23 protein-coding genes are annotated in these 22,539 nt (G+C 61.6%); 8 read left to right on the forward strand and 15 right to left on the reverse strand.

Annotation, left to right across the window (positions count from 1 at the left end; all coding sequences use genetic code 11):
* Positions 1-9 precede the first annotated feature (9 nt).
* The gene (locus tag IE087_RS21670) at positions 10-426 is read right to left on the reverse strand and encodes a VOC family protein (protein WP_189371614.1); all 417 of its coding nucleotides are present in this window, start codon (positions 424-426) and stop codon (positions 10-12) included.
* Positions 427-571: 145 nt separating this feature from the next.
* On the opposite strand from IE087_RS21670, the gene IE087_RS21675 reads away from it, so the two are divergent.
* Genes IE087_RS21675 through IE087_RS21690 form a run of 4 tightly spaced genes read left to right on the forward strand, consistent with a single transcriptional unit; the run spans position 572 to position 4,127 of the window.
* A complete protein-coding gene (locus tag IE087_RS21675) occupies positions 572-922 on the forward strand; it encodes a cupin domain-containing protein (RefSeq protein WP_189371616.1) in 351 nt (116 codons plus the stop codon).
* Positions 923-981: 59 nt separating this feature from the next.
* The gene (locus IE087_RS21680) at positions 982-1,986 is read left to right on the forward strand and encodes a P1 family peptidase (RefSeq protein WP_189371618.1); all 1,005 of its coding nucleotides are present in this window, start codon (positions 982-984) and stop codon (positions 1,984-1,986) included.
* Positions 1,973-2,764, forward strand: coding sequence for an alpha/beta fold hydrolase (locus IE087_RS21685; protein WP_189371620.1), 792 nt, complete (start codon positions 1,973-1,975; stop codon positions 2,762-2,764). The genes IE087_RS21680 and IE087_RS21685 overlap by 14 nt, the downstream gene beginning before the upstream one ends.
* Positions 2,765-2,774: 10 nt before the next feature.
* Positions 2,775-4,127 carry a tetratricopeptide repeat protein gene (locus tag IE087_RS21690; RefSeq protein WP_189371622.1) on the forward strand — a complete coding sequence of 451 codons (1,353 nt, stop codon included), beginning with the start codon at positions 2,775-2,777 and terminating at the stop codon, positions 4,125-4,127.
* Positions 4,128-4,206: 79 nt separating this feature from the next.
* On the opposite strand, the gene dxs is transcribed toward IE087_RS21690, so the two are convergent.
* The 13 genes from dxs to IE087_RS21755 all read right to left on the reverse strand — a co-directional run bounded on the left by dxs (position 4,207) and on the right by IE087_RS21755 (position 17,606).
* Entirely contained in the window at positions 4,207-6,126 is a 1,920-nt protein-coding gene (gene dxs / locus IE087_RS21695) for a 1-deoxy-D-xylulose-5-phosphate synthase (RefSeq protein WP_189371624.1), read from the reverse strand.
* A 285-nt stretch (positions 6,127-6,411) separates the two neighbouring features.
* Positions 6,412-7,500, reverse strand: coding sequence for a photosynthetic reaction center cytochrome PufC (gene pufC, locus IE087_RS21700; protein WP_189371626.1), 1,089 nt, complete (start codon positions 7,498-7,500; stop codon positions 6,412-6,414).
* A gap of 2 nt (positions 7,501-7,502) precedes the next feature.
* Positions 7,503-8,495: a photosynthetic reaction center subunit M gene (gene pufM / locus IE087_RS21705; RefSeq protein ID WP_189371628.1), complete on the reverse strand. Its 993-nt coding sequence runs from the start codon at positions 8,493-8,495 to the stop codon at positions 7,503-7,505.
* A 4-nt stretch (positions 8,496-8,499) separates the two neighbouring features.
* Complete coding sequence (gene pufL, locus IE087_RS21710; protein ID WP_189371630.1) at positions 8,500-9,363, reverse strand: photosynthetic reaction center subunit L; 864 nt, start codon at positions 9,361-9,363, stop codon at positions 8,500-8,502.
* Positions 9,364-9,506: 143 nt separating this feature from the next.
* Positions 9,507-9,665, reverse strand: coding sequence for a light-harvesting antenna LH1, alpha subunit (pufA, locus tag IE087_RS21715; RefSeq protein ID WP_189371632.1), 159 nt, complete (start codon positions 9,663-9,665; stop codon positions 9,507-9,509).
* A gap of 9 nt (positions 9,666-9,674) precedes the next feature.
* Positions 9,675-9,830: a light-harvesting antenna LH1, beta subunit gene (pufB, locus tag IE087_RS21720; protein WP_039688894.1), complete on the reverse strand. Its 156-nt coding sequence runs from the start codon at positions 9,828-9,830 to the stop codon at positions 9,675-9,677.
* Positions 9,831-10,016: 186 nt separating this feature from the next.
* Positions 10,017-10,247: a cytochrome PufQ gene (pufQ, locus tag IE087_RS21725; RefSeq protein ID WP_189371634.1), complete on the reverse strand. Its 231-nt coding sequence runs from the start codon at positions 10,245-10,247 to the stop codon at positions 10,017-10,019.
* Positions 10,244-11,767, reverse strand: a complete 1,524-nt coding sequence (gene bchZ / locus IE087_RS21730; RefSeq protein ID WP_189371636.1) for a chlorophyllide a reductase subunit Z — start codon at positions 11,765-11,767, stop codon at positions 10,244-10,246. The genes pufQ and bchZ overlap by 4 nt, the downstream gene beginning before the upstream one ends.
* Before the next feature lie 208 nt (positions 11,768-11,975).
* Positions 11,976-13,544, reverse strand: coding sequence for a chlorophyllide a reductase subunit Y (gene bchY / locus IE087_RS21735; RefSeq protein ID WP_189371638.1), 1,569 nt, complete (start codon positions 13,542-13,544; stop codon positions 11,976-11,978).
* Positions 13,541-14,542 carry a chlorophyllide a reductase iron protein subunit X gene (locus IE087_RS21740; RefSeq protein WP_189371639.1) on the reverse strand — a complete coding sequence of 334 codons (1,002 nt, stop codon included), beginning with the start codon at positions 14,540-14,542 and terminating at the stop codon, positions 13,541-13,543. The genes bchY and IE087_RS21740 overlap by 4 nt, the downstream gene beginning before the upstream one ends.
* A 2-nt stretch (positions 14,543-14,544) precedes the next feature.
* A complete protein-coding gene (bchC, locus tag IE087_RS21745; RefSeq protein WP_189371690.1) occupies positions 14,545-15,480 on the reverse strand; it encodes a chlorophyll synthesis pathway protein BchC in 936 nt (311 codons plus the stop codon).
* A 132-nt stretch (positions 15,481-15,612) separates the two neighbouring features.
* Complete coding sequence (locus IE087_RS21750) at positions 15,613-16,728, reverse strand: methyltransferase (protein ID WP_229801521.1); 1,116 nt, start codon at positions 16,726-16,728, stop codon at positions 15,613-15,615.
* On the reverse strand, positions 16,725-17,606 hold the full coding sequence (locus IE087_RS21755; RefSeq protein ID WP_189371641.1) for a polyprenyl synthetase family protein: 882 nt from the start codon (positions 17,604-17,606) through the stop codon (positions 16,725-16,727). Before IE087_RS21755 ends, IE087_RS21750 begins: the two co-directional genes overlap by 4 nt.
* Before the next feature lie 98 nt (positions 17,607-17,704).
* On the opposite strand from IE087_RS21755, the gene crtD reads away from it, so the two are divergent.
* Positions 17,705-19,267: a 1-hydroxycarotenoid 3,4-desaturase CrtD gene (crtD, locus tag IE087_RS21760; protein WP_189371643.1), complete on the forward strand. Its 1,563-nt coding sequence runs from the start codon at positions 17,705-17,707 to the stop codon at positions 19,265-19,267.
* Positions 19,268-19,287: 20 nt separating this feature from the next.
* Complete coding sequence (gene crtC / locus IE087_RS21765) at positions 19,288-20,136, forward strand: carotenoid 1,2-hydratase (RefSeq protein WP_506004847.1); 849 nt, start codon at positions 19,288-19,290, stop codon at positions 20,134-20,136.
* Between the two features lie 19 nt (positions 20,137-20,155).
* Here the strand turns inward: crtC and IE087_RS21770 are convergent, their stop codons facing one another.
* Positions 20,156-20,515, reverse strand: coding sequence for a winged helix-turn-helix transcriptional regulator (locus tag IE087_RS21770; RefSeq protein WP_229801522.1), 360 nt, complete (start codon positions 20,513-20,515; stop codon positions 20,156-20,158).
* Positions 20,516-20,634: 119 nt separating this feature from the next.
* On the opposite strand from IE087_RS21770, the gene IE087_RS21775 reads away from it, so the two are divergent.
* The gene (locus tag IE087_RS21775; RefSeq protein ID WP_189371645.1) at positions 20,635-21,114 is read left to right on the forward strand and encodes a DUF1330 domain-containing protein; all 480 of its coding nucleotides are present in this window, start codon (positions 20,635-20,637) and stop codon (positions 21,112-21,114) included.
* A gap of 219 nt (positions 21,115-21,333) precedes the next feature.
* Positions 21,334-22,425 (forward strand): MerR family transcriptional regulator, encoded by a 1,092-nt coding sequence (locus tag IE087_RS21780; protein ID WP_189371647.1) that lies wholly within the window; start codon positions 21,334-21,336, stop codon positions 22,423-22,425.
* Positions 22,426-22,539: the final 114 nt, after the last annotated feature.

A 22,539-nucleotide genomic window follows, 5' to 3' on the forward strand; every position in this document is an offset into this window, starting at 1 on the left:
ACACCGGAACTAGTCGTCGCGTCCCGGTTCATCCGGATTGCTTGAGAACAGGGCGATCTTGTTGCCCTGCGGATCCCGAAGATAGCCCACGTAAAATCGCGGCCCATAGGCGGCACGGAACCCCGGTTGGCCCTCGTCATGACCACCTGCCGCCAGGGCGGCGGCATGAAGATCACGCACCTGCTGCTGCCCCTCTGCTTCAAAGGCAATCATGGTCCCGTTCCCGGTCGAGGCCGGAGAGCCATCGAACGGCGATTTGACATAGAAATCCGGCGGCGCGAAGGACTGTCCCGGCGCCCTTGGCAGAGTATAGCTCAGGTCCCCATGATAGTATTCCAACCCGTAGCCCAGAGCGGGCAAGAAAGCGGAATAGAAACGTTCCGCGCCAGCGATGTCGTCAACTCCGATGGTGACATAGGCGATCATTCTGTACGTTCCTTTTCAAAGGGTCTGATACCATCACAGGTTTATCACCTTTCTGAGCGGCGAACAGACCCGTACAAACACCCTTAGTACCCCCCTTGTGGACAGCCCCGGTTCGGGCATGATGGGCCTAAGACAGGAGCCACACATGCATCCAATCAATCTCGCTGCCAAACTGACCCGGTTCAACACCCATTGGGATCCGCACGTTGTTGCGGATTACAACAACAACGACGTCATGGTTGTGAAATTCCAGGGTGAATTTCCCTTTCACCTCCACGACGACACCGACGATTTCTTCCTCGTGCTCGAAGGTGAAATGGTCATGGACATCGAGGACCAAAGTCATCCGGTCGCCGCGGGCGAGTTGTTTATCGTGCCCAAAGGCGTCACCCACCGCCCCCGCGCGGAGCACGAATGCAAGGTCCTTCTGATCGAACCCAAGGGTGTGCCCAACACCGGCGATCCAGCCACAGCCGCACCGAAACCTCGTATCTAAGGCGAACGGGTCACTCCTTCCCTGTTTCAAAAAATCCCCGCCGGAGGCACGAATTCAAAATGACCCCAGGGCCACAAAACGCGATTACCGATATCGAGGGGCTCAAGGTCGGCCACGCGCAAGATGACAGGCTCAAATCCGGCGTCACTGTGCTGACCGCGGACACAGCTTTCACCGCGTCGGTCTCGGTCCAGGGCGGCGCGCCGGGCACCCGGGAAACGGACCTTCTGGCCCCAGATAAATCGGTGGCCCAAGTGGACGCTTTGGTGCTGTCAGGTGGCAGCGCATTTGGCCTCGACGCATGTTCCGGCGTGGTCGAAGGACTGCGGGCCAAGGGACGCGGCTACCGGGTGGGCAACGCGATCATCCCGCTTGTCCCGGGGGCGATCATCTTCGACCTGTTGTCCGGGGGCGATCAGACTTGGACCGAAACGCCCTACCCCGCGCTCGGACGGGCCGCGTTTGAGGCCGCAACAGACAGCACACCTATCGGCACTATCGGCGCAGGCACCGGCGCCATGACCGCCATGATGAAAGGCGGCCTCGGCACTGCGTCGCTGACCCTCGACAGCGGGATCGCCGTGGGCGCGCTTGTCGCGGCGAACCCCATGGGCAGCGTGACAACACCAGGGGACAAACATTTCTGGGCGGCCCCGTTCGAGATCGAAGGCGAGTTCGGCGGCCTTGGCCCCGACGTACAATCGGGGCTCGGACGCACCCATGACAGCCGCAAACTGACAGCCATGCTGGAACGGGCCAACACCACGATCGCCATCGTTGCGACCGACGCAACACTCGACAAGGCGCAATGCCAGCGCGTCGCCATTGCCGCCCATGATGGCATCGCGCGCGCCTGCGTCCCTGCCCACAGCCCGGGCGATGGAGACCTCGTATTCAGCCTCTCGACCAGCGCCAAACGCATGACAACCCCGTTGGACCTGACATTGATCGGCCACGCCGCCGCCGTTTGCCTTAGCCGTGCCATCGCGCGCGGTGTCTATGCCGCAACCCCCGCCCCGGGCGACCTGCTGCCAACATGGAGAGAGCTCAATGCCGACATTTGAGCGTGACGACATCACCCTGCACTACGAGATGAAGGGCAACGGACCACCGCTGTTGATGCTTGCGGGCTTCATGTCGGACCATGCCAGTTGGACGCCCCTGATCCCGCTGCTTCAAAACCACTTCACTTGCATCACTCCTGACAACCGCACAACGGGGCAAACCACCCCATGGAATGCGCCGGTCAGCATCGACCTGATGTGCAAGGACGCAGTGGCGCTGATGACCCACCTCAGCTTTGACCGGTATCACACGATTGGCCACTCCATGGGTGGGATCATCGCCCTGCACATGGCACAGGAAGTGCCCGACCGGATGGCCTCGACCCACATCGCTGCGTCCGCCCCGGTGCGCCTGCCGCGCAACACAGCCCTGTTCGCCAACCTCATCGCGATCCGGCGCAGCAACGCACCCGAGGACACATGGCTGCGCGCCTTGTTCCCATGGCTCTTCAATCCTCGTGTCTACAACGACCCGGCGGCAGTGGATCAGGCGGTGGCCGACAGTCTGGCCTACCCGCACGCCCAATCCGCAGACGCCATGGAACACCAGCTCACCGCCCTGCGCGGGTTCGACAGGACGGCACTCGCCAGCCCCCAATGCCCCACGCAAGTCCTGATCGGTGCACTTGACCTGATCGTACCACCCGACCACATCCTCGCGGTACTCAGCCACCTGCCGCACCACATCCTCGAAGGGGCCGGGCATTCGATCCACTGGGACGCGCCCGATCAGGTGGCAGAACTGCTGCGCGCCTACGCCGCCAAACACCCGATCTGAAGGAGGCACCATGCAAGACCTCTATGGCCTGCCCATCACCTGCAACAACGACACAACCCGCCAGGGCATCGACGATTTCGTACACGGGTTCATCAGCTTTCAAACCAAGGCGGTGAATGTGTTGAAAGCCGCCAAAGCCGACTCCGAGAACGGCCTTTCCAACGCCTATGCCGCGATCCTCTACATGCTACTCGAGGCGCCAGCTGCACCTGGCCTTGCGCAACCATTTCTCGACAACGCGCTGGCCGCCAAAGGCCTCACCGCACGTGAAGAGGCTGCAGTGGAGGCCGCCTGCCTGTTCGTGGCCGGTGACATCCCCAAACTCATCGAACTGTGCGAAGCCACAGTCAGCGCCTATCCCCGCGACATGGTGATGCTGAAACTGGGGCAATACCACACGTTCAACATCGGTGACTTCCCCGCCATGCTGCGCGTCGCGGAAAAAGCCCAACCCGGTGCAGCCGATATCGCCTATGCCCACGGCATGCGCGCCTTCGGATTCGAAGAATGCCACCTGCTGGATGACGCCGAAGCCGCCGCACGCCACGCCCTGACGCTGGACGAAAGCGAACCGTGGGCGCACCACGCACTAGCGCATATCTACCTCACCCGCGGACAGGTGGCCGAGGGCACCGCGTTCCTTGAATCTGTCGCCCACCATTGGGCTCACCTCAACAGCTTCATGCACACCCACAACTGGTGGCACCTGGCCCTGTTCTATATATCGGCCGGACGCACAGACGACGTGCTGGCCGCCTACGACACCCATGTGTGGGGTCAGAACAAAGACTACTCGCAGGATCAGGTTGGTGCCGTCTCACTGCTCGCCCGGATCGAATTTGCCGGGATCAATGTCGGCAACCGCTGGCGGGACGTGGCCGATCACATCGCCAAACGCGGCGCAGATACGGTCAGCCCTTTCCTCACCCTGCAATACCTCTACGCGCTTGGACGCACCCACCGCGAGGAAGGCGAAACACTCCTCAAAGCCATCGAAGCCCGTGCGGAGGATGAGACGAAACACGACTGGCATGTCTGGCGCGACGTCGCCCTCTGGGCCGCCCACGGCATCGCCGCGCATGCCGCCGAAGACTACGACGACTGCATTCGTTTCCTGGGCAAAGCCCTGCCCCGGCTGGCCGAGTGCGGCGGCAGCCACGCGCAACGCGACCTCTTCGAACAAATCCACCTAGACGCGCTGATCCGTGCTGGCCGCACCTCACAGGCGCAACAAGTCCTTGAAATGAGACGCACTTTCGACCCGGACGGCATTCCGCTCAACACCATGCTGGCAGGGATCTACGACAAATCCGGCCTGCCTGATCAGGCGGCCGCAGCACGGGCGCGTGTTTCTTCTGACTGAAAATACCACTGCCGGAGGCATAGTCTCAGGAGGGTCTGAAAAGGCCCTCCTGAATAAAATCATGCCGCGCGTCAGCGCGTCATTCTCCAGCGATCAGGTCGACCACATTGCTTTCGGTCCGCCCCACGGCATCGCGCACGGTGTTCACAATATCCGCCGCAGTCAGACCGGCATCCTCGTACATTTCATCCGGGCTGGCCTGATCAATGAACCGGTCGGGCAAATGCATCGTGCGCACCTTGAGGCCCTGATCCAGCAGCCCTTCGGCAGCCATGGTCTGCAACACCATGGCCCCAAAACCACCCATCGCCCCCTGCTCCACCGTCACCAGCAGCTCATGGCGCGCGGCAAGGTCGCGGATCATCCCCATGTCCAAGGGCTTGGCAAAGCGCGCATCTGCAATGGACACCGACAGCCCCTCCGTCTCCAGCCGCGCGGCGGCCCGCTCGCAGGCATCCAGATGCGTGCCCAGCGACAACAGCGCCACGTCCGAACCTTCCTGGATCACCCGACCCTTGCCGATCTCCAGCACCTCGCCCTGTTCCGGCATCTCGACCCCACGCCCATTGCCGCGCGGATAACGGAAAGCAATCGGTCCGCTGTCATGGGCGGCGGCGGTGGTGACCATATGCACCAACTCCGCCTCATCGGCAGCCGCCATCACCACGATCCCCGGCAAGGACGCCAGGTACCCAATGTCAAAAGACCCCGCATGGGTGGCCCCATCAGCCCCCACCAAACCCGCACGGTCGATGGCAAAGCGCACAGGCAGACCCTGCAACACCACGTCATGCACAACCTGATCATAGCCGCGCTGCAAGAAGGTCGAATAGATCGCGCAAAACGGCTTCAACCCGCTCGCCGCCATCCCGGCGGCAAAGGTCACGCCATGCTGCTCCGCAATGCCGACGTCAAAAACGCGCCCCGGAAAGCGGTCGGCCATCTTGTTGACCCCGGTGCCCGAGGGCATGGCGGCGGTCACGGCCACAATCGTCGGATCCTTCGCCGCCAGATCGGCCAATGTCTCTCCAAAGACAGACGTGTAGGACGGCGCGTTGCTCTTGCCCTTCGACTGTTCGCCCGTCTCCACGTCGAACTTGGACACACCGTGATACTTGTCCGCCGACCCCTCGGCGGGAGCATAGCCCTTGCCCTTAACCGTACAGGCATGGATCAGCACCGGCCCCGTGGCCCGCGTCCGCGCAGCCCGCAGCACCGAAAGCACCTGCCCCATGTCATGCCCATCAATCGGGCCGATATAGTCAAATCCCAGTTCCTCAAAGAAGGTGCCCCGGCTCTCAACCCCCGTCACCATCTCTCGCGCCCGGCGGGCTCCATCACGCATGGGTTTGGGCAAGGCGGCCTCCATCCCCTCGGCAATGGCATGGAGCGGCGCGAAGGGGGAATTGCGGGACAGGTTCGACAGATAGGTGCTCATGGCGCCGGTGGGCGGGGCGATGGACATCTCGTTGTCGTTCAGGATCACGAACAACCGCCGCCCCTCATGGCCCGCATTGTTGAGCGCCTCGTAAGCCATGCCTGCGCTGATGGACCCATCGCCAATCACGGCAATCGCGTCGCCCGTCGGCATGCCCATGTCGCGGCCCACGGTGAAGCCCAAGGCAGCAGAGATCGAGGTGGAGGAATGCGCCGCCCCAAAAGGATCGAAATCGCTCTCCGCCCGCTTTGTAAACCCGCTGATCCCGTCCTTTTGGCGCAGACCCGGCATACGGTGGCGACGGCCCGTCAGGATTTTGTGCGGATAACACTGGTGACCCACATCCCAGATCAGCTTGTCGCGCGGAGTGTCAAAGACAGCGTGAATGCCAACGGTCAATTCGACAACACCTAGGGACGACCCCAAATGTCCACCCGTCCGGCTGACGGCGTCAATCACGTCGCCGCGCAACTCATCCGCCAATCGGGACAGTTCAGCATCGCTCAACCGCTTCAAATCAGCGGGGCCAGCCACGGTATCCAGAAGAGGTGTCTTAGTCATTGCGCACGTCCTTTCAACTCGCCCCACCTGCCTTGCCAAGCAGATCCCTGGGGCAAAAAGGCGTCGTGCCTGAGGGTTCAAGCACGACGCCAGGTTCCTGTAGCCAACAGGAAGGGAACCGGGATCATCGATCCCGTGCGTGGGTCAAGGAAGCCATAGACCCGCGCCTGGCGTCACGGGGAAGGTGCGTGCCACCCCCGCCACATCTCTTTGCGCCACGTGGGCGGAGGACACCTCCGCCTTACGAGAGCGCGGTAAGGCGGGCGTATCGCCCGCCCGGGACCGTCACTCGTAAACAGGTGCCTCGGTCGACGCGAGTTCAGGCCAATCGGCCACCATGTTCATGCCTTGCAGAGGCTTCTGATAGCCCTTGTGACACGTCCGGCAGCCCGCCTTCGGTGCATCGGCATAGATCGGACCAAGACGTTCGGCCGGATAGGTGTCCTTGAGCGGGATCAGGTACTCCTGGTTCAGCTCGATCACCATCTGGCGACCCTGCTGGGCGGTGGACCACTGCGGCGTCACCTGCGCCGTGTCATAGAACGCCCGGCTGTTATGGCAGAACACGCAATTGACCCCCAGAGAGTTCGCGAAATAGTTCATCAGCGAATAGGTCATCTCGGTCTTCTGGATCGTGTGAACCTCTTCGTCGAGGCCCGGCACACCTGCCACACGACTTTCCAGATCATGCACGTTCACGAGACTATCATAGTCGGTCAGATAGACTTCGAGCGCCGTAGACGGCAGCGAGGTTGACGAGCTCATCGACGTGGCACGGTTCTGATCCGCAGCCCAGCCGCCGACGTTTTCATTGACCGGCGTGACATTGAACCAGATGTCGCTGGGCACGGCCTCACCGCGGTGACAGGTATAGCAGTTCACGCCCGCATCCCCGTTCACGTTGACATGGCCCGCCCAGTTCTCGTTCAGGTTCTGGGTCATTTGGATCATGCGCCGCGCGACGACCGTCTGGTAGTTCTCCTCGCCATCGAACAGCACACTGATACCGGTCCACGTGCGCATCGCATTCACGACACGCTCGTAGTTTTCCGGCGTCAGGTCCGCCAGCAACGGCTCGGCATTGTCGATCACATCACCGGCACGCGCAGCACCAGCCCCGGGGACAACCGGCGGAGCCGAGCTGTAGCCCGCCACCGTCGGATCCTCGGCCTTGCGGGCCACGTTGTATTCCGGCACCGACATGCCCGTGCCACGTGGACCCGTCTGCATGCTCTCGGTCTGGACCGGGTTGCCCCATGTCACCAACAAGGCGGCGACAAAGACAGCGCTCCCGACAATGCCGATGGCGATGGCCGGCCCGAAAACATTGGTCGGATTGGCCTTGTTCCATTCATTGAACCACTTGGGCAGCATGATCAGTTCTCCTTCCCGATGAAGGCTTCGTACGACCCGTAGTCCTCGTAGCCATATGCACCGTCATAGGCGGGGGCAAAGTTGTGCTCCTGCGCCCAGATGAACCAGTTGTCGACCACCGTGCCGGTCAGCAGGATGCCGATACCACCCGTGATCGGGGTCAGCACCGCAAACCACCAGGCCCAGCGGTGAATGCCCTCCATCGTGGCGTTGAACCCCATGGTCCAGCGCCAGAACAGGGCCGCCCGCTCGGTCGCCGTGCCACGGTCATAGATCTGCTCCAACTCGCGGTCGCCGCCATAGCGGGTCACGGCCAGAATGGTGCCGCCATGCATGCAGAACAGCAGGACAGAGCCATAGAGGAACACAATCGAAAGACAGTGGAACGGGTTGTAGTAGAGGTTGCCGTAGCGGATCGAAAACGCCGTGGTCCAGTCGAGGTGCGGGAAGATACCGTAAGGTACGGCCTCGCTCCACGATCCCATCAGGACGGGACGAAACAGACCCAGCACCAGGAACAACCACACGGCGGACGCAAAGGCCCAGAACACGTGCTTGCCCATCTTGTGCTCTTTCGCCAGCAGGTAGCTCCGCAGCAGCCATGTCATCACCGAAACCAACAGAAAGAAGCTGGCGATGATGTACCAGCCGCCCTCATCCAGCGGCGGCATGGACAGCCCGTATTCCGGCGATGGCGGCTCAAGCGCCAGCCAGAACAGTTGGCGGATGAACTCAGGGATCGAGAACCCAACCTGGCTCAGCATGTTGATGCCAACCATCACGAACCAGATCAGGCCCGTCGCCAGCGACAACATGCCAGTCCAGCCGAGGTAAATGGGTCCGATCTGCGCATTGCCGATCCAACCTGCGAGGGTCGAGAACCAAGGCTTGCCGCCCCGCTCGGCCATCATCTCACCGCTGTCGTCCATGCCCCATTCGGGTTTGCCCTGAACTTGGACCTGGGTGAATATGTTTTGATATTCGATATTGAACATGGCGCTATCCCCCAAAGCCGGATTGATAGACTGGCAGCGGATCAGCGCCCCAGATCGGCAGGTTCAGCCACCAGTTCCACCACTCGGGCCAGCCGGACGTCCAGACGGGACCAGAGATGATAATGCACACGGCGGAGAAGAACACCGCATTGATGGCCAGCAGCCAGCCCAGACGGTGAATGCCAAGCGTGCCGATCGAATAACCGATGAAGTCACGGAAGAACGTATCCTCGTGATCCGGCGTCTTGGCCAGTTCCCCCTCTTCGGGGTTGGCGGCGGACAGGATCAGCGCCCCGTGCAGCGCCAGCGCCAGCGTGGTCGTGAAGAACAACGTGACGGCCAGCATATGTGCCGGGTTGTAGTGGAAGTGCAGATACGCGTAGCCGGTATTGCTCACCCAATCGAGGTGGCTGAAGATCCCGTATGGGAAGCCATGCCCCCACGCACCCATCAGGAAGGGGCGGAAGATCACCAGCGTGACATAGGCCAGGATGGCAAAGCTGAAGCCGATAGGCACATGATACCCCATGCCCAGCTTGCGGCAGATCTCAACCTCGCGCAGGGCCCAGCTGATGAACGCGCCCGTGGCACAGATCGTGATGATCTGCCACAGCCCGCCTTCCAGCAGGGGCGCCATGCCCAGACCATAGCTTAGGTCCGGCGGCGCGATGTTGATCAGCCATGGATTGAAGGTACCCTGTTGGGATGCGCCCCAGAAAATCAGGATAGTGCCCAGAAGGGCGAAAAAGGCGGTCGTGACCCCGAAAAAGCCCACGTAGAATGGACCGACCCAGAAGTCGAACAGATCGCCGCCGATCAGCGTCCCTCCGCGGACGCGATACTTTCGTTCGAAGGACAGCAAGGCCATCTCTCTATCTCCGCGTTTGGCGGCGCGGCCCGGGTCGGGTCGTCAGCCGTCTTGGTAGTGTCAGAATGGGTTTGCTGCGGGCAGGCGGGGGCGCACTGAAAGCCCCGCCCGCAGCGATCTTGATGATCCCTTCGGACCAGCTCTTACTGGGCGCCTTGGGCAGCCAGCTCGAACCAGTTGAAGTGCTCCGTGCTCAGCAGGACGAGGTGAATCATCGCTGCCAGCAGGAACAGAAAGACGCCTTGCGCAACGAACACGCGGCGAGGATCAAAAATGAGCCAGATCTTGTAGAACTTTGCCATGTCTTGTCCTTACCAACCGTTCGCGAACCAGGGACGCCAGATGTACGTTGCCAAGTGAGCGACAACGGCCACGGCTGTGAAAAGCCAGAGCCCGCTCATGTAGACAGCGTGCAATTCTTGCGCCTGCTCGTCTGTAAGACCTGTAAAAGACAGGTTTTCAGCCATAGTCATTCCTCCGGAAATCAATGCTGACGCCGCGCACCCCGCGGCCGGGTCCTTTGGGGTCACCCCCTCCGGGCTCTGTCCACCTGCAGGCAGGCGTCCAGTCTCGTGTCTCGGCAGGCGCACACAGGCCGAGGACATTAAATGGTCCACGCAAACGCAGACCCGAAGTTATGTTTGTGACGCAGCTCACGCGTTAAAGATCATCGGCGTGATGATCCGCGCCTGGGTCCAGGCCCGGGCCATCGGGCCCTTGTCGGTAAAGCTGCGCGACTTGATCGCGGCCAGCGCCCAGGTCAGGCAGGCCAGCGGCAATGTCGCCACAAAGATGATCGCGAAATAGACCATGAACTCGGTCTTCTCGCTGTTGCGCTTTCTGGCGGGGGCCTCGGTCGCCATGTTCGATGTCATGTCAGTCATGCTGTTCCTCCCTCGGAAACGTTGTCTGACGACCCGGCCAAGGCCGGATCTTTCATGTCGGACGACCCCGCCAAAGCGGGATCGAGAGCGCGCACAGTTTCGATCACAACCCGGTCCGCTCCGCTGGCGAGGGCTGCTTGCTCAGCCGCATCGCGCAGGGTCTTTGCCGCGGAAATCCGGGTCAGGATGGGGTGCTGGGCCACGATCCGGTCCAGCATGGCCTGGGCATCTTCGTCCCAGGGAAAATCGCGGCGCAGCGTGGTTGGGGTCGCTTCCGCCGCATCCATATCTGTCCCCAGTGGCAGGATATGGAAAAGAGCGTCAAAGAGGCCATTACAGACCTCCTGAATGACATACGTGGCCCCGGCATACCCCATAAAGGGTGTCCCCGTGGCGCGCCGGATCGCGGCACCGGGGAAACTGGCCGGAATGAATGCGGGGCTTGGGCCATGTCCGCCCTTCAGCTCCGCCAGATACATCTTTTCATTGATGGACCCAAAGACAACGAGCGGGCGCTTCTGGCCCATCCATGCGCGCACTTCCTCGTTGTTGGTTTTCTTGCCCGCAACGCGCGCCGTCGCGAAAGCACACGGCAGCCCCATGTCGTCCTCAAGGAACAGACGCAGGCCTCTTGCATAGGTCTCGTTCGCCACGACCGCAAAAGATGCGGTGGCAAAAAAATCCTGCGTGACAGACCGCCACAGGTCCCACACTGGCTTGAGCGTCGAATGCTTTTCGCGCTCGATAAAAGGTTCGGGGTCGAGGCCCACCAGGTTCCCCAGTGCGCGCAGGAACTTGGTGGTACTCTCGACCCCTATCGGGGCTTGTAGATACGGCTTGGCAAGAAGCTCGCTCAACCCGCGCCCGAACTCGCGGTACATGCAAATGTTCACATCCGCATTCACCAGATTTCGCATGTCGGCCACATGGGCGCCCAGGGGCATCACCATGTTGACCTCGCAGCCGATCCCTTCGACCAGCCTGCGGATCTCGGCCAGATCGGATGGCATGTTGAACGTGCCATACATCGGGCCGAGGATGTTGACGCGAGGACGCGCACATTCCTCGCGTTTCTTCTCGGGCGGCATCCGACCCTTGGTCATACCGAATTCGGTAAAGATCCAGGTCATCGCCCGATCCGCCGCTTCCCACTGATCCTCATCAATGGTGCGCGGCAGGAATCTCTGAATATTCGTGCCTTGGGGGGTGACACCCCCGCCGATCATCTCGGCAATGGAACCGGTCACAACGACGGCAGGCAGTGCAGGGTCCAACGTGCCCCAGGCCCGCTTCATGGCACCCTCGGTGCCGTCGCGGCCCAGCTCTTCCTCGCCCAGACCAGTGGTCACGATGGGCAATTCATGCGGTGGCAGCGCGTCGGTGTAGTGCAGGACGGACGTCACCGGCAGGTTCTCGCAACCTACAGGGCCGTCAATCACACATTGCAGGCCTTTCACGGCGCAGAACGCGTAAACCGCACCCCAATATCCACCGGCCCTGTCGTGATCCATGATCAGCATGGGGCACCTCCAGACAGCTGAACTGTCATGCCCGACTTCAGGCCGGGCCGCGCCCGACCCTCCCCCCGGGAGGGCGCATTGGTGACGTCTCGCTCCGAACCCGTGACCTGCGCGCATCCGGCGTATTGCATCACTGAAGCGTGGCAAGCACCCACCCAGGCTCGGGCGCGTCCCTTCGCGCTCATGTGGATATGAGTGCCCATATCCATCAAATCATCTCCGCCGCCTTAGCGGCCTTGGCTTGACGTTCCAGCTTCTTCAGATTCTGCGCCCGGAAATCAGGCCGCGTATTCGGCGCACCTTCCCAGACACCAGCCGTATCGCCCTTGCCCACACCTTCAAAGAAGGCCTTCATGTGATCCATGCGCCCCTTGTTGGCGATGGCAGCATTGATGACTTCAGCCAGCGATCCAGCCCCGGCCACACCCATCAGGGGCCGCGCCGAAATCAGGTTGGTGAAGTAGAGCCCGGGGATTCCCTGCTCCTTGGCCTTCTGCACAACAGGCGTCGTGCCAATGGCGAGGTCCGGCTGCACCGCTTCCATAGCGGCACAATCATCTTCCAGCGACGCGCGGAATTTGACCTTCACGCCCTTGGCTTCCAGCCACGTCTGATCTTCAGCATTCCAAGGCGTCCGCGGACAGGCCGTGCCCACATAAGGCACCTCCGCCCCGCTCTCGATCAGCAGACGGGCGACCAGCAACTCGGAACCTTCATAGCCCGACAACGTGATGGTTCCCTTGATCGGCGTCGCAGCCAAGGCACCAGAAATCGCCGGAAGGACAGCGTTCTGCGCCTCGGCCACTTGGTCAGAGCTACAGCCATAGGCAGCACCGATATTCTTCAACCAGGCGGCGGTGCCATCACGCCCCACGGGGGCCGAGCCAACAACCGGCCGGCCAGCCGCCTGAAACTCGCGCACAGCAGCCGTGTAAAACGGATGCACCGCCGCCACGACCGCACTGTCGAGCGCAGCATAAAGCTCCCGCCACTCACGGCACGGCACCACCGGCCCTGCAGCCAGCCCCAAAGGCGCCAGCATTTGCCCGATCATCATGGGATCGGCCGGGAACATCTCTCCCAGCAGCGCCACGGTCGGGCGATCAGATTTCCCACCCACGGGCGCAGCCACCGGCCCGGCCTCCACTTCGGCGCGGGCGTATTTCAACATCGCCCCAGCCAGAACATCCTTGGCCTCTGCATGGGTCGGAATGCCAAATCCGGGCACGTCGATCCCGACGATCCGAACCCCATTGATCTCGTCCGGCAACAGCCGCAACGGCACGCCAGATGCAGTCGGGACACACAGGTTCGTCACGACAATCGCGTCGTATTTATCGGGGTCGGCCAGATCGTGGACAGACTCGCGAATGTCCTCGAACAGTTTACCGGTCACCAGCGTTTCGGAATTGAAAGGCACATAACCAACAGACCGCCGCGCCCCGTAGAAATGGGACACAAAGGTCAGGCCATAAACACAGCAGGCCGAGCCGGACAAAACAGTCGCCACGCGGCGCATCCGCAGACCCACACGCAACGACCCGAATGCCGGGCACATGCTTTGCGGTTTGTCATGGGGCCCTTGCGGATAGTCAGCGGCAAACTTGTCCAACATCTCGGAGTTGCCCGTCATCCGCGCGGCCTTTTCCATCTCGGACCCTGAATGACAGCCCAGACCATCCACAGGCGCCTCCACCACAGGCATCTCTGCCTCCCGCGGGTGGCCCTTGGTCACCTCCACTGCGTCAGCGGTGTCATATGTGACCTTGGTGCTCATGCGTCGTCATACACCACTTCAAGGGACTCTTTCGGTGCTGCATTCTTGCCGCGCATGTCCATGTCCGTGGCCGGGATCAATTCAATGCCCGCCCCCGTCTCGGACCCGTCAAAGAGATCAAGCAGCCCATCCTGCGACAAGGGCGCAGGACGCACCGGCGGTGCGACGGCCACGTTCTCTCCCAATGCGGCAAACAGGGCACCCCATTGGGACGTGTCCGTGCCGACAATCTGATAATTCGCGGATTTCTTGCGCAGATCATCATCCTGCGGAATGGACGCCAACACCGGAATGTCCACGGCTTCGGCAAAGGCCTGCGCCTCACCCGACCCGTCATCCTTGTTGATGACCAGCCCGGCCACGCCCACATTGCCGCCCAGCTTGCGGAAATACTCCACCGCCGAACAGACGTTGTTGGCCACATAAAGCGACTGCAGATCGTTCGACGCGACCAGGATCACTTTCTGCGCCATGTCCCGCGCGATGGGCAGACCAAAGCCGCCACAGACCACGTCACCCAGGAAATCGAGCAGGACATAGTCAAAGTCCCAATCGTGAAATCCCAGCTTCTCGAGCAGCTCAAACCCATGGATGATGCCCCGCCCACCACAGCCGCGCCCGACTTCAGGGCCGCCCAGCTCCATGGCAAAGACACCGCCACGCTTGAAACACACGTCACCTATCTTCACCTCTTCACCCGCCAGTTTCTTGCGGGTCGAGGTTTCGATGATGGTCGGGCACGCCTTGCCGCCAAACAGCAGGCTGGTGGTGTCCGACTTCGGATCGCAGCCAATCAGCAACACGCGCTTGCCCTGCTCCGCCATCATGTGGCTCAGGTTGGCGAGGGTGAAGGATTTGCCAATCCCGCCCTTTCCGTAGATCGCGATGATCTGCGTCTTGGATGTGGGCTCTTCTGCGACGATATCGGCCAGGTCTTCGTGAGCTTCATCGCGCAGACGTTGGTCGAAATCCTTGAGGTTCGGTACTTCGTCTTTCACGATCAGTGCTCCCAATCCAAAATCATCTTCAGGCAGGACGGGTCGGTAAACGCCTGCTCGTAAGCGCCGCGCGCATCTGCTGCAGGCTTGGTATGTGTGATCAGCCCATTCAGCCGCAGCGCGCCGCACTCGACCAGCGCACGGGTCGCGGCCAAATCTTCGCGGGTCCATTCGGCGGCCACGCGGAACCGCGCCTCTTTCATGAAAGCGGGTGGAAAGGCGAAAGACAAAGGTGCGGAATAGAACCCGGCCAGCACGATCTCACCACCCTTGGCGATGCGACCCACCAGATCGTTCAACAGGTCACCCTGCCCCGACGCATCATAGATCGACCGATAGTCGCGGCGCTTGTCATCATCGGGATGCAGCACCTCGTACCCCTGCGCACCGTCCCGACGGGCAGGGTCAATCTCCCACACCATCGGCGCAGGCGCGCCCGAGGCGATGGTCAACCGGGCCAGCAACCGGCCAAGCACACCATGGCCCACGATCAGGTCCGGCACGGCCTTGTTCATGCCAGCCATTGCGTGACGGGCGGTGGCGGCCAAGGCCAGCAATGCGCCCTCCGCCCCCAACTTGGGATCAATACGAGTCACACGCTCGCTGTCGGTGACCAGCGTTTTCGCCGCCCCACCAAACAGGCCAAAGGCACCTTCGAAACAATTCGACCCCGGCACGAACACACGGTCGCCGGCCTTGAACCCGGTCAGCACACCGGCCTCTACCACTTCACCAACAGCCTCGTAGCCCGGCACCAGTGGATAGCCCATGCCGGGAAACGGGGGCATATCGCCCGACCAGAACAGCTTTTCCGTGCCCGTCGAAATGCCAGAGTGTGTGACTTCGACAACCAGATCACCTGCCCCAGGCGCCGTCAGCGCCAGCGTGTCGACATCAAGGTCTTTGGGACCTTTCAGTAGGACGGCAGAAGTGTCCAAGGTCATCTCCATGTTCGGGCGTCGCAATTGCCCGGTTTCCTTTGAAAGAGACTCAGGGCGACGCTTTGTCGTTATGTGTCATTCTAGTTGGACATATCATTGTGTCAATTAGATTGGACACTTTCTTGTGAATCAGACTGGACGCACCGCCGTCACAACGCGGGTGACATAGGGGCGCGCAGGCGTCGGACAGCGCACTTGATCAAAGCCCGCCTCGCTCAAAAGCGCCCCGATCTCCTCTGCCGACCGGGCACGGCCCGTCTGCATCGCCATCGTGTAAAATGCGAAATACACATCCCCTGCCCTCTCGGGCCGCGCACCGCCGCCCATCGGTTCGGACACGATCAACCGCCCGCCGGGGGGCAGGACATCATGCACCGATGCCAGCAGGGCGCGCACCGTGTCGTCAGCATGATCATAGAGAACGCGGATCAGTGAAATCGCATCCGCACCGCCCGGCAAAGCATCCTCACGGAACGACCCCGGCACTATGCGGACCCGTTCCGTCATCCCGGCCGCATCAAACCGTGCCTGCGCATCGGGCACCACGGGCGGCAGATCGAACAGGGTCATGTTCATTTCACGGTTCGCATGGCCCGCCGCTTCCAGAAAAGCGCCCGTGCCGCCCCCGATGTCCAACACGTGCTGCACACCCTTCAGCGACACGCTGCGCAACGTGTCCTCGGCCACCAGCCGCTGAGACTGCGCCATCAGGTCAGAATAGATCGCCGCGTCCCCCGCCGCCACGTCACCGCCAAAGACATAAGGCCAGAACTGGCTCAGCTTGGTTTCGTCCGGCCCGCGCAACAACGCCACCGGATCACGCAGATCGTCATAGAACGCCTTGTGATGCCGGATCATCGCTTCTAACCCGGGCACGCCCATCAACGCCGCCCCCTTCCGCGCAAGCGCAAACCGTCCACGCTTCCGCTTGAGGAGCCCAAGCGCCGCCCCGGCTTGGAGCAACACTTGCATCCGCTCCGCAGGCACGTCGCACGCACGCCCCAGCACCTCGGCACTCTGAGCGCCAGCGCGCAACCTCCGGAACAGGTCCAGTTCGACCAGCGCCATCAGCACCTGACTTTGAACAAAGCCCTGCACCACATCGAACAGCGCCGCGCCATCGGCGCGCGCCCGGGATCGGGTGAGGGGAAACTTACTGGCCCAGCTTTGAAACCCGGGGCGCGCAACCAACCGGTTCAGCCAGCCGCCACGCCACGCAGGCAGGTCTTGGGCCTCGCTTGTCATTCGCCTGGAACGGTGGTGGGTGACACCACAGGCGTCAGCCGCTCCGCATACATGCGCACCATCTCGGCCAGCTGCGCCTCACCGGGGCATGACGGGATCGAGGCGATGGCCCCACCCAGAATATCCTTGAGGCGGCTGATCGCCCCCTGCACGCCCAACTGCGCCACCGCATTGGGCCGCCCATGCAGATCGTCCTGACCCGCAGGCTTGCCCAGCGTCGCCTCGTCATACAGCGCATCGCGCAAATCGTCGGCCACCTGGAACGCCTCGCCAATCCGGTCACCCAACTCAAACCACGGCTCGGCCTCTTGCCCCGCCGCAATGGCTCCCATCTGCGTGGCAGCGATGAACAGCGCGCCGGTCTTGGCCTGATGGTAAGCCTTCAGATCGACCTGATCCTCGCTCTCCCATCCCTGACCTGCACAGATACCGCCGGGCATCCCGGTCCGCTGGGCCAGGGTCATGATCAACTGCGCCACCCGCTCAGGCGCGTGCCCTGACTGCCGCGCCAATGTCTCAAAGGCCAGCACGATCAGGCTGTCGCCCGCCAGCACGGCAAGCGGTTCGGAATAGGCCTTGTGCACCGAAGGTTTCCCACGTCGCATATCCGCATCGTCAAAGCACGGCAGATCATCGTGAACGAGAGACGCGCAGTGAATCATCTCCAGCGCTGACGCCGCCGCGTCTGAAACGGCAGGGCGATCATCGCCGCAGGCCATGGCCACGGACATGAGGATCGTCGGACGAATGCGGGCACCACCGGGGGCCGTGGCATAGTGCAAGGCGCTCGCCAGTTTGGGCGGCGTGGCACGACCGGCCCCCTGCCCGACCGCCACAGCCTCAGCTATCGCCGTCTCGATCCGCGTGCTCAGGCCCATGCGCGTCGCTCCCTTTCGGTACAAATGTCACTTCAGGCGTACACCAAAGTGTAAATCATACTGGACACATTGCCTGTCACGAGTCAACATTCCACCCCATGACCCACGTCACTGCCCCCGCCCCGCAACGCGCCGTGATCATCGGCGCGGGCATCGCCGGCCTTGCCTGCGCTGTGCGGCTGCGGGCCGCCGGGTTCGCGGTAACACTGCTGGAACGTCACAGCACAGTCGGGGGCAAGATCCGCACCATCCCCTCCCCCGCAGGGCCCATTGATGCAGGGCCCACCGTGCTGACAATGCGCCATGTCTTTGACGATCTCTTTGAGCAATTGGGCACAAGGCTCGAAGACCACGTGACGCTGATCAAACAGGATGAACTGGCCCGCCACTTCTGGCCGGACGGCAGCCAACTCAGCCTATACGCAGACGAAGACCGCACCATCGGCGCCCTCCGGGCCTTCGGCGGAAACGAGGCGGTGGCGGACTTCCTCAAATTCACCAAACGCACGCGCCAGCTGTTCTCGGCCTTCGACGCACCGATGATGCAGTCGCCGGAACCAAAACTCTCGGCACTCACCAAACACGTGCTGACACAACCGCACCTCATCCCGGCCATGGCGCCCCTCTCAACGCTCAAAGGCCTGCTCAAACGCAGCTTCCGCGACCCACGGCTCCGGCAACTCTTTGGCCGTTACGCGACCTATGTGGGCGGCAGCCCCACCCACGCCCCCGCGATCCTGTCCCTGATCTGGCAGGCCGAGGCAAATGGCGTCTGGGTGGTCAAGGGCGGGATGCACAAGCTGACACAGGCGCTCTTGCATGTGCTGGACGCAAGCGGCGTCGACACCGTCCTGAACGCGCATGTGGATGGGATCGACATTCAAGATGGACGGGCCATAGCCATAAACCTGCAGAACGGAACACGCCTGCCCTGCGACGTGCTGGTGCATGCTGGCGACCCCCGCGCATTGGCAACGGGCACACTCGGACCCGACACAGCGCATATCGCCCCGCAAACGGCCAAGGCCAAGCGCAGCTTTTCCGCCCGCGTCCTCAGCTTCGCGGCCAAACCGCACGGCCCCGACCTCGCCCACCACAACGTCTTCTTCGCCGAAGATGCCCAGTCCGAATTCAACGACCTCATGGCAGGCCGCGTCCCGGCCCACCCGTCTTTCTACATCTGCGCCCTCGACCGCGGCCAGGACGGCGACCCACCCCAACTTGAACGGTTCGAGATCATCACAAACGCGCCCGCAACGGGCGACACAAACGAATCGGCAACAGCCGAAGACACCTCGGAGGACCTCTCCCCATGGCTTCATCAGATCACGCACCAGATGGCGCAGCACGGGATCAGCTTCAGCCCGACCCCGGATACGACAACGATAACGACGCCCCAAGCGTTCGGGCAGATGTTCCCGGCAAGTCTCGGCGCACTCTACGGCCAGACTCCGCACGGGCTGACAGCGGCGCTCCAACGCCCCACCGCCGGGACGCAAATCCCGAACCTCTATCTCGCGGGCGGGGGGACGCACCCGGGGGCCGGTGTGCCCATGGCCACCCTCTCCGCCCGGCACGCGGTCGAGGCGATCTTGAGCGACCAAATTTCAACATCGAGGTCGGCCCCAACGGCTACGCGTGGTGGTATGTCGACGGCCTAAGCGATTGCGGCACCCGCGCGGTGTCGGTGATCGGCTTCATCGGCTCGGTCTTCTCGCCCTGGTATCGCTGGTCCGGCCGCAAGAACCCGCAAAACCACGTCTGCATCAACGTCGCCACTTATGGCAAAGGCGGCCGGTTCACGATGACAGACCGGGGCGCCTCCGCACTCCGGCAAACAGCGTCACGGTTCGAGGTTGGCCCGTCGATGATGCGGTGGGAAGACGACACGCTGATCATCGACATCGACGAAATCTCGTCCCCGCCCCTCATCTCGCGGATCAAGGGCCAGATCCGGGTCATCCCCTCCGCCCTCACAAACGTTGAACTCGCCCTCACGGACGACGACAGCCACATCTGGCGCCCCTTCGCCCCACGCAGCCGCATCGAGGTCGACATCGACCGGCCCGGCTGGCAGTGGTCGGGCGAAGGCTATTTCGACGCCAATTTCGGAACCCGCGCACTGGAAGAAGACTTCAGCTACTGGACCTGGGGCCGCTACCCAACCGGGGACGGCGCCACCTGCTTCTACGACGCCACGCGGCTCGACGGCTCGGAACTCGCCGCCGCCTTCCACTTCGGTGAGGATGGCAAGGCGTCCGAAATCCCCCTGCCTCCCAAAGCGCCCATGCGCCGCTCCCTCTGGGCGGTCAAACGGGAAACGCGTGGCGACGCAGGGGCGCAGGCACGGCAAGTGCAAAACATGCTCGACGCGCCATTCTACTCCCGCTCAGCCGTGGAAACCACGCTCAACGGAGAACGCACCAAAGGCGTGCACGAGGCGCTCGATCTCACCCGCTTCCGCTCACCCCTGATCAAGCCGATGCTCGCCGTCCGGGTGCCCAGACGCAGCAAATGGTCCTTCTCCTGATCCATCCGCAACGGCCCTGTCACTCGACCGGGTCATTGTTCCTCTTCCACCAATCGCGCATGGCATAGAAGACATCCTCCATGTCTTTTGCGAGAGGCGTCGCGCTGTATTCAACACGCGGCGGAACCTCGGGATAGACTTTCCGCGTGATCAACCGGTCGTTTTCAAGCGCCCTCAACTGGTTGGTCAGCATAGTCTGGCTCACCCCGTCCAAACGCCGCTTCAACGCACCGAACCTCTGGGTCCCATCGAACACCAGTATCTGCAGGATGATCAGTTTCCATTTGCCACCAACCAGCGACACGATATCCGGCATCGGACAAGGAAGCTGGCACAGACCCACTGAGGTGGACGGTATTGGTTGGATATCTTCGCTCAAGCTGTTTCTCCTGCTCCAATAGTACAGAAAAGTGTACTACAATAAAAAATGTTGCCTACTTGCAGAAATGTACTTTCCGGATAGCTAGGGCGCAACCGTCACCCACGGCGGCCCAACACATGGAAAGTATGGCTATGACGAATACAGCACGCAGCATTCAAAACCGCATTGAGAGCATTCTGGCAAATTGGGGAACGAGCAGCAACGGGTTGCCCGACGAAGCCACTTGGGACGCGTTGGCGCAATGCGCAAAGGATCAACCCGTCACGCTCGTGAACTTCTTCAAGATGCGTGACAGCGCGTCTTACCCCTCAGGAACGGCAATGGTTGAAGATAGAATTTCAGGACAGGACGCATTCCAACGGTATGCCGCCGTGAGCATACCCAGCGTCGAGCAGGCCGGCGGCAAATTTCTTATGGTCGCTCCATTTGCATGCACCTTCATCGGTCCAACAGAAGACTGGGACTTGGTTGCAATTGGATCGTACCCAAACCCAGGCACGTTGCTCTCCCTTTTTGAAATGGATGCGTATCGTGAAGCGTACATTCACCGGGTGGCTGCCTGCCGTGACCAAAGGGTTTCACTCTGTCTGGGATAAGAGCAAAAGCCGGTCGCGAGTGCGGCGGCCTCGTTCGTAACAATTGTCTTTGGACCAAGGCCAGTTTAGCCCAAAGCGACCAGCGGAGCCCGATGAGAGAATGCCGGAGAGGGCGAAACTCACTGGGGTGAAACTAGAACTCACCGGTCATTTTTTCTCTTGAGCCGAACCCTGCGTCATAGCTTAGAGCTTCGACTCAAGAAGAACGGAGCAACAGATATGAACGACACGACGCCGCTCATGACCGCCGCCGAATGCGCCCGTGAAATCGGGATCACGGTTCGGGCACTGCGGGTCTATGAGGATCATGGGCTGCTGTCTCCGCAGCGCTCGGCCAAAAACTGGCGGCTCTACGGAGCGCGCGAAATCAGTCGCCTGAACGAAATCCTCACGTTCAAAGCGATGGGCTTCAACCTTGCGCGGATCACTGAGTTGTTGTCGGGCCATGAAAGCGCCACGGACAGCATGTTGGCATTGCAGCAAGCCCGCTTGACCGATCATCGCAAACGCCTTGATAGCAGTCTCAGTCTTGTCATGGCGTTGCGGGAAAAAACTGCGCGCGGAGAAATTTTGACCATCACCGATCTTGTGGCACTGGCAAAGGAGATGCAGATGACCGACACCCCGACAAATGACGTCGCATGGAAACGCTATGAACAAATGCGTCCACGCGTTGAGATTGAAAGTGATCCCGAACAACTGACCGAGTATGTCGGGTATTACAGGCTCGCGGACGAGGCGGTGGCAGAGATCACAGTGACAGATGGCAAGATTTATCTGCGCATGTCAGGCCAGATGCGGGTTCAGATGTTTGCCGAGGCCCCAGACAAGTTTTTCCTCAAAGCCGTTGCCGCTCAGGTTGTCTTCGACCGAGGCCAGGACGCTGTGATCGCAGGGCTGACCATTCATCAAGACGGGCTGGAGCTGCCAGCCTCGCGTACGGATGAAGCAGGCTTTGCCGACGCAGAGGCTGCGCTCAAGGCGCGGGCCGCACGCACAACTCCTGCGCCCGATAGTCAAAATAAGCTGCATAACATCATTGCCGACCATCGGACTGGAACGCCCGATTATGCTGCCATGACGCCAACGCTGGCGCAGGTAGTACGCGACCAATGCTCTTTGCTTGTCGACGAGTTGGAGCGGCTGGGCGCGGTAGAACAGGTCACATTCCGCCGTGTCGATGATCAAGGTTTCGATGTGTTCGATGTACAGTTTGAAAACGGCTTGATTGAATATGGGCTGAGTGCTGCATCAGACGGTCTGCTGGACGGGCTTTACATGCGGCCTGCGACACGAGAAGCCGCACCCTAGAGTGAAGAGGATAATTGTGGCTCAGAACGCCAATGGATCGCAAAACCGACGCCATAAGCGCTTCGATAAACCGCAGTAAAGTCCGCAATGAGCCCAGAGTGACCGATGCTGCGC

This window comes from Tateyamaria omphalii, from assembly GCF_014651375.1.
Lineage (GTDB): Bacteria > Pseudomonadota > Alphaproteobacteria > Rhodobacterales > Rhodobacteraceae > Tateyamaria > Tateyamaria omphalii.

Coding starts and splice junctions, on each gene's coding strand:
- bchZ (WP_189371636.1), bottom strand. CDS start 11,767: ATGCTGATCATGGATCACGACAGGGCCGGTGGATATTGGGGTGCGGTT.
- IE087_RS21780 (WP_189371647.1), top strand. CDS start 21,334: ATGAACGACACGACGCCGCTCATGACCGCCGCCGAATGCGCCCGTGAA.
- IE087_RS21690 (WP_189371622.1), top strand. CDS start 2,775: ATGCAAGACCTCTATGGCCTGCCCATCACCTGCAACAACGACACAACC.
- dxs (WP_189371624.1), bottom strand. CDS start 6,126: ATGACTAAGACACCTCTTCTGGATACCGTGGCTGGCCCCGCTGATTTG.
- pufC (WP_189371626.1), bottom strand. CDS start 7,500: ATGCTGCCCAAGTGGTTCAATGAATGGAACAAGGCCAATCCGACCAAT.
- IE087_RS21750 (WP_229801521.1), bottom strand. CDS start 16,728: ATGACAAGCGAGGCCCAAGACCTGCCTGCGTGGCGTGGCGGCTGGCTG.
- pufB (WP_039688894.1), bottom strand. CDS start 9,830: ATGGCTGAAAACCTGTCTTTTACAGGTCTTACAGACGAGCAGGCGCAA.
- pufM (WP_189371628.1), bottom strand. CDS start 8,495: ATGTTCAATATCGAATATCAAAACATATTCACCCAGGTCCAAGTTCAG.
- IE087_RS21680 (WP_189371618.1), top strand. CDS start 982: ATGACCCCAGGGCCACAAAACGCGATTACCGATATCGAGGGGCTCAAG.
- IE087_RS21670 (WP_189371614.1), bottom strand. CDS start 426: ATGATCGCCTATGTCACCATCGGAGTTGACGACATCGCTGGCGCGGAA.
- IE087_RS21775 (WP_189371645.1), top strand. CDS start 20,635: ATGGAAAGTATGGCTATGACGAATACAGCACGCAGCATTCAAAACCGC.
- IE087_RS21755 (WP_189371641.1), bottom strand. CDS start 17,606: ATGGGCCTGAGCACGCGGATCGAGACGGCGATAGCTGAGGCTGTGGCG.
- pufA (WP_189371632.1), bottom strand. CDS start 9,665: ATGGCAAAGTTCTACAAGATCTGGCTCATTTTTGATCCTCGCCGCGTG.
- crtD (WP_189371643.1), top strand. CDS start 17,705: ATGACCCACGTCACTGCCCCCGCCCCGCAACGCGCCGTGATCATCGGC.
- pufQ (WP_189371634.1), bottom strand. CDS start 10,247: ATGACTGACATGACATCGAACATGGCGACCGAGGCCCCCGCCAGAAAG.
- IE087_RS21685 (WP_189371620.1), top strand. CDS start 1,973: ATGCCGACATTTGAGCGTGACGACATCACCCTGCACTACGAGATGAAG.
- bchY (WP_189371638.1), bottom strand. CDS start 13,544: ATGAGCACCAAGGTCACATATGACACCGCTGACGCAGTGGAGGTGACC.
- IE087_RS21675 (WP_189371616.1), top strand. CDS start 572: ATGCATCCAATCAATCTCGCTGCCAAACTGACCCGGTTCAACACCCAT.
- pufL (WP_189371630.1), bottom strand. CDS start 9,363: ATGGCCTTGCTGTCCTTCGAACGAAAGTATCGCGTCCGCGGAGGGACG.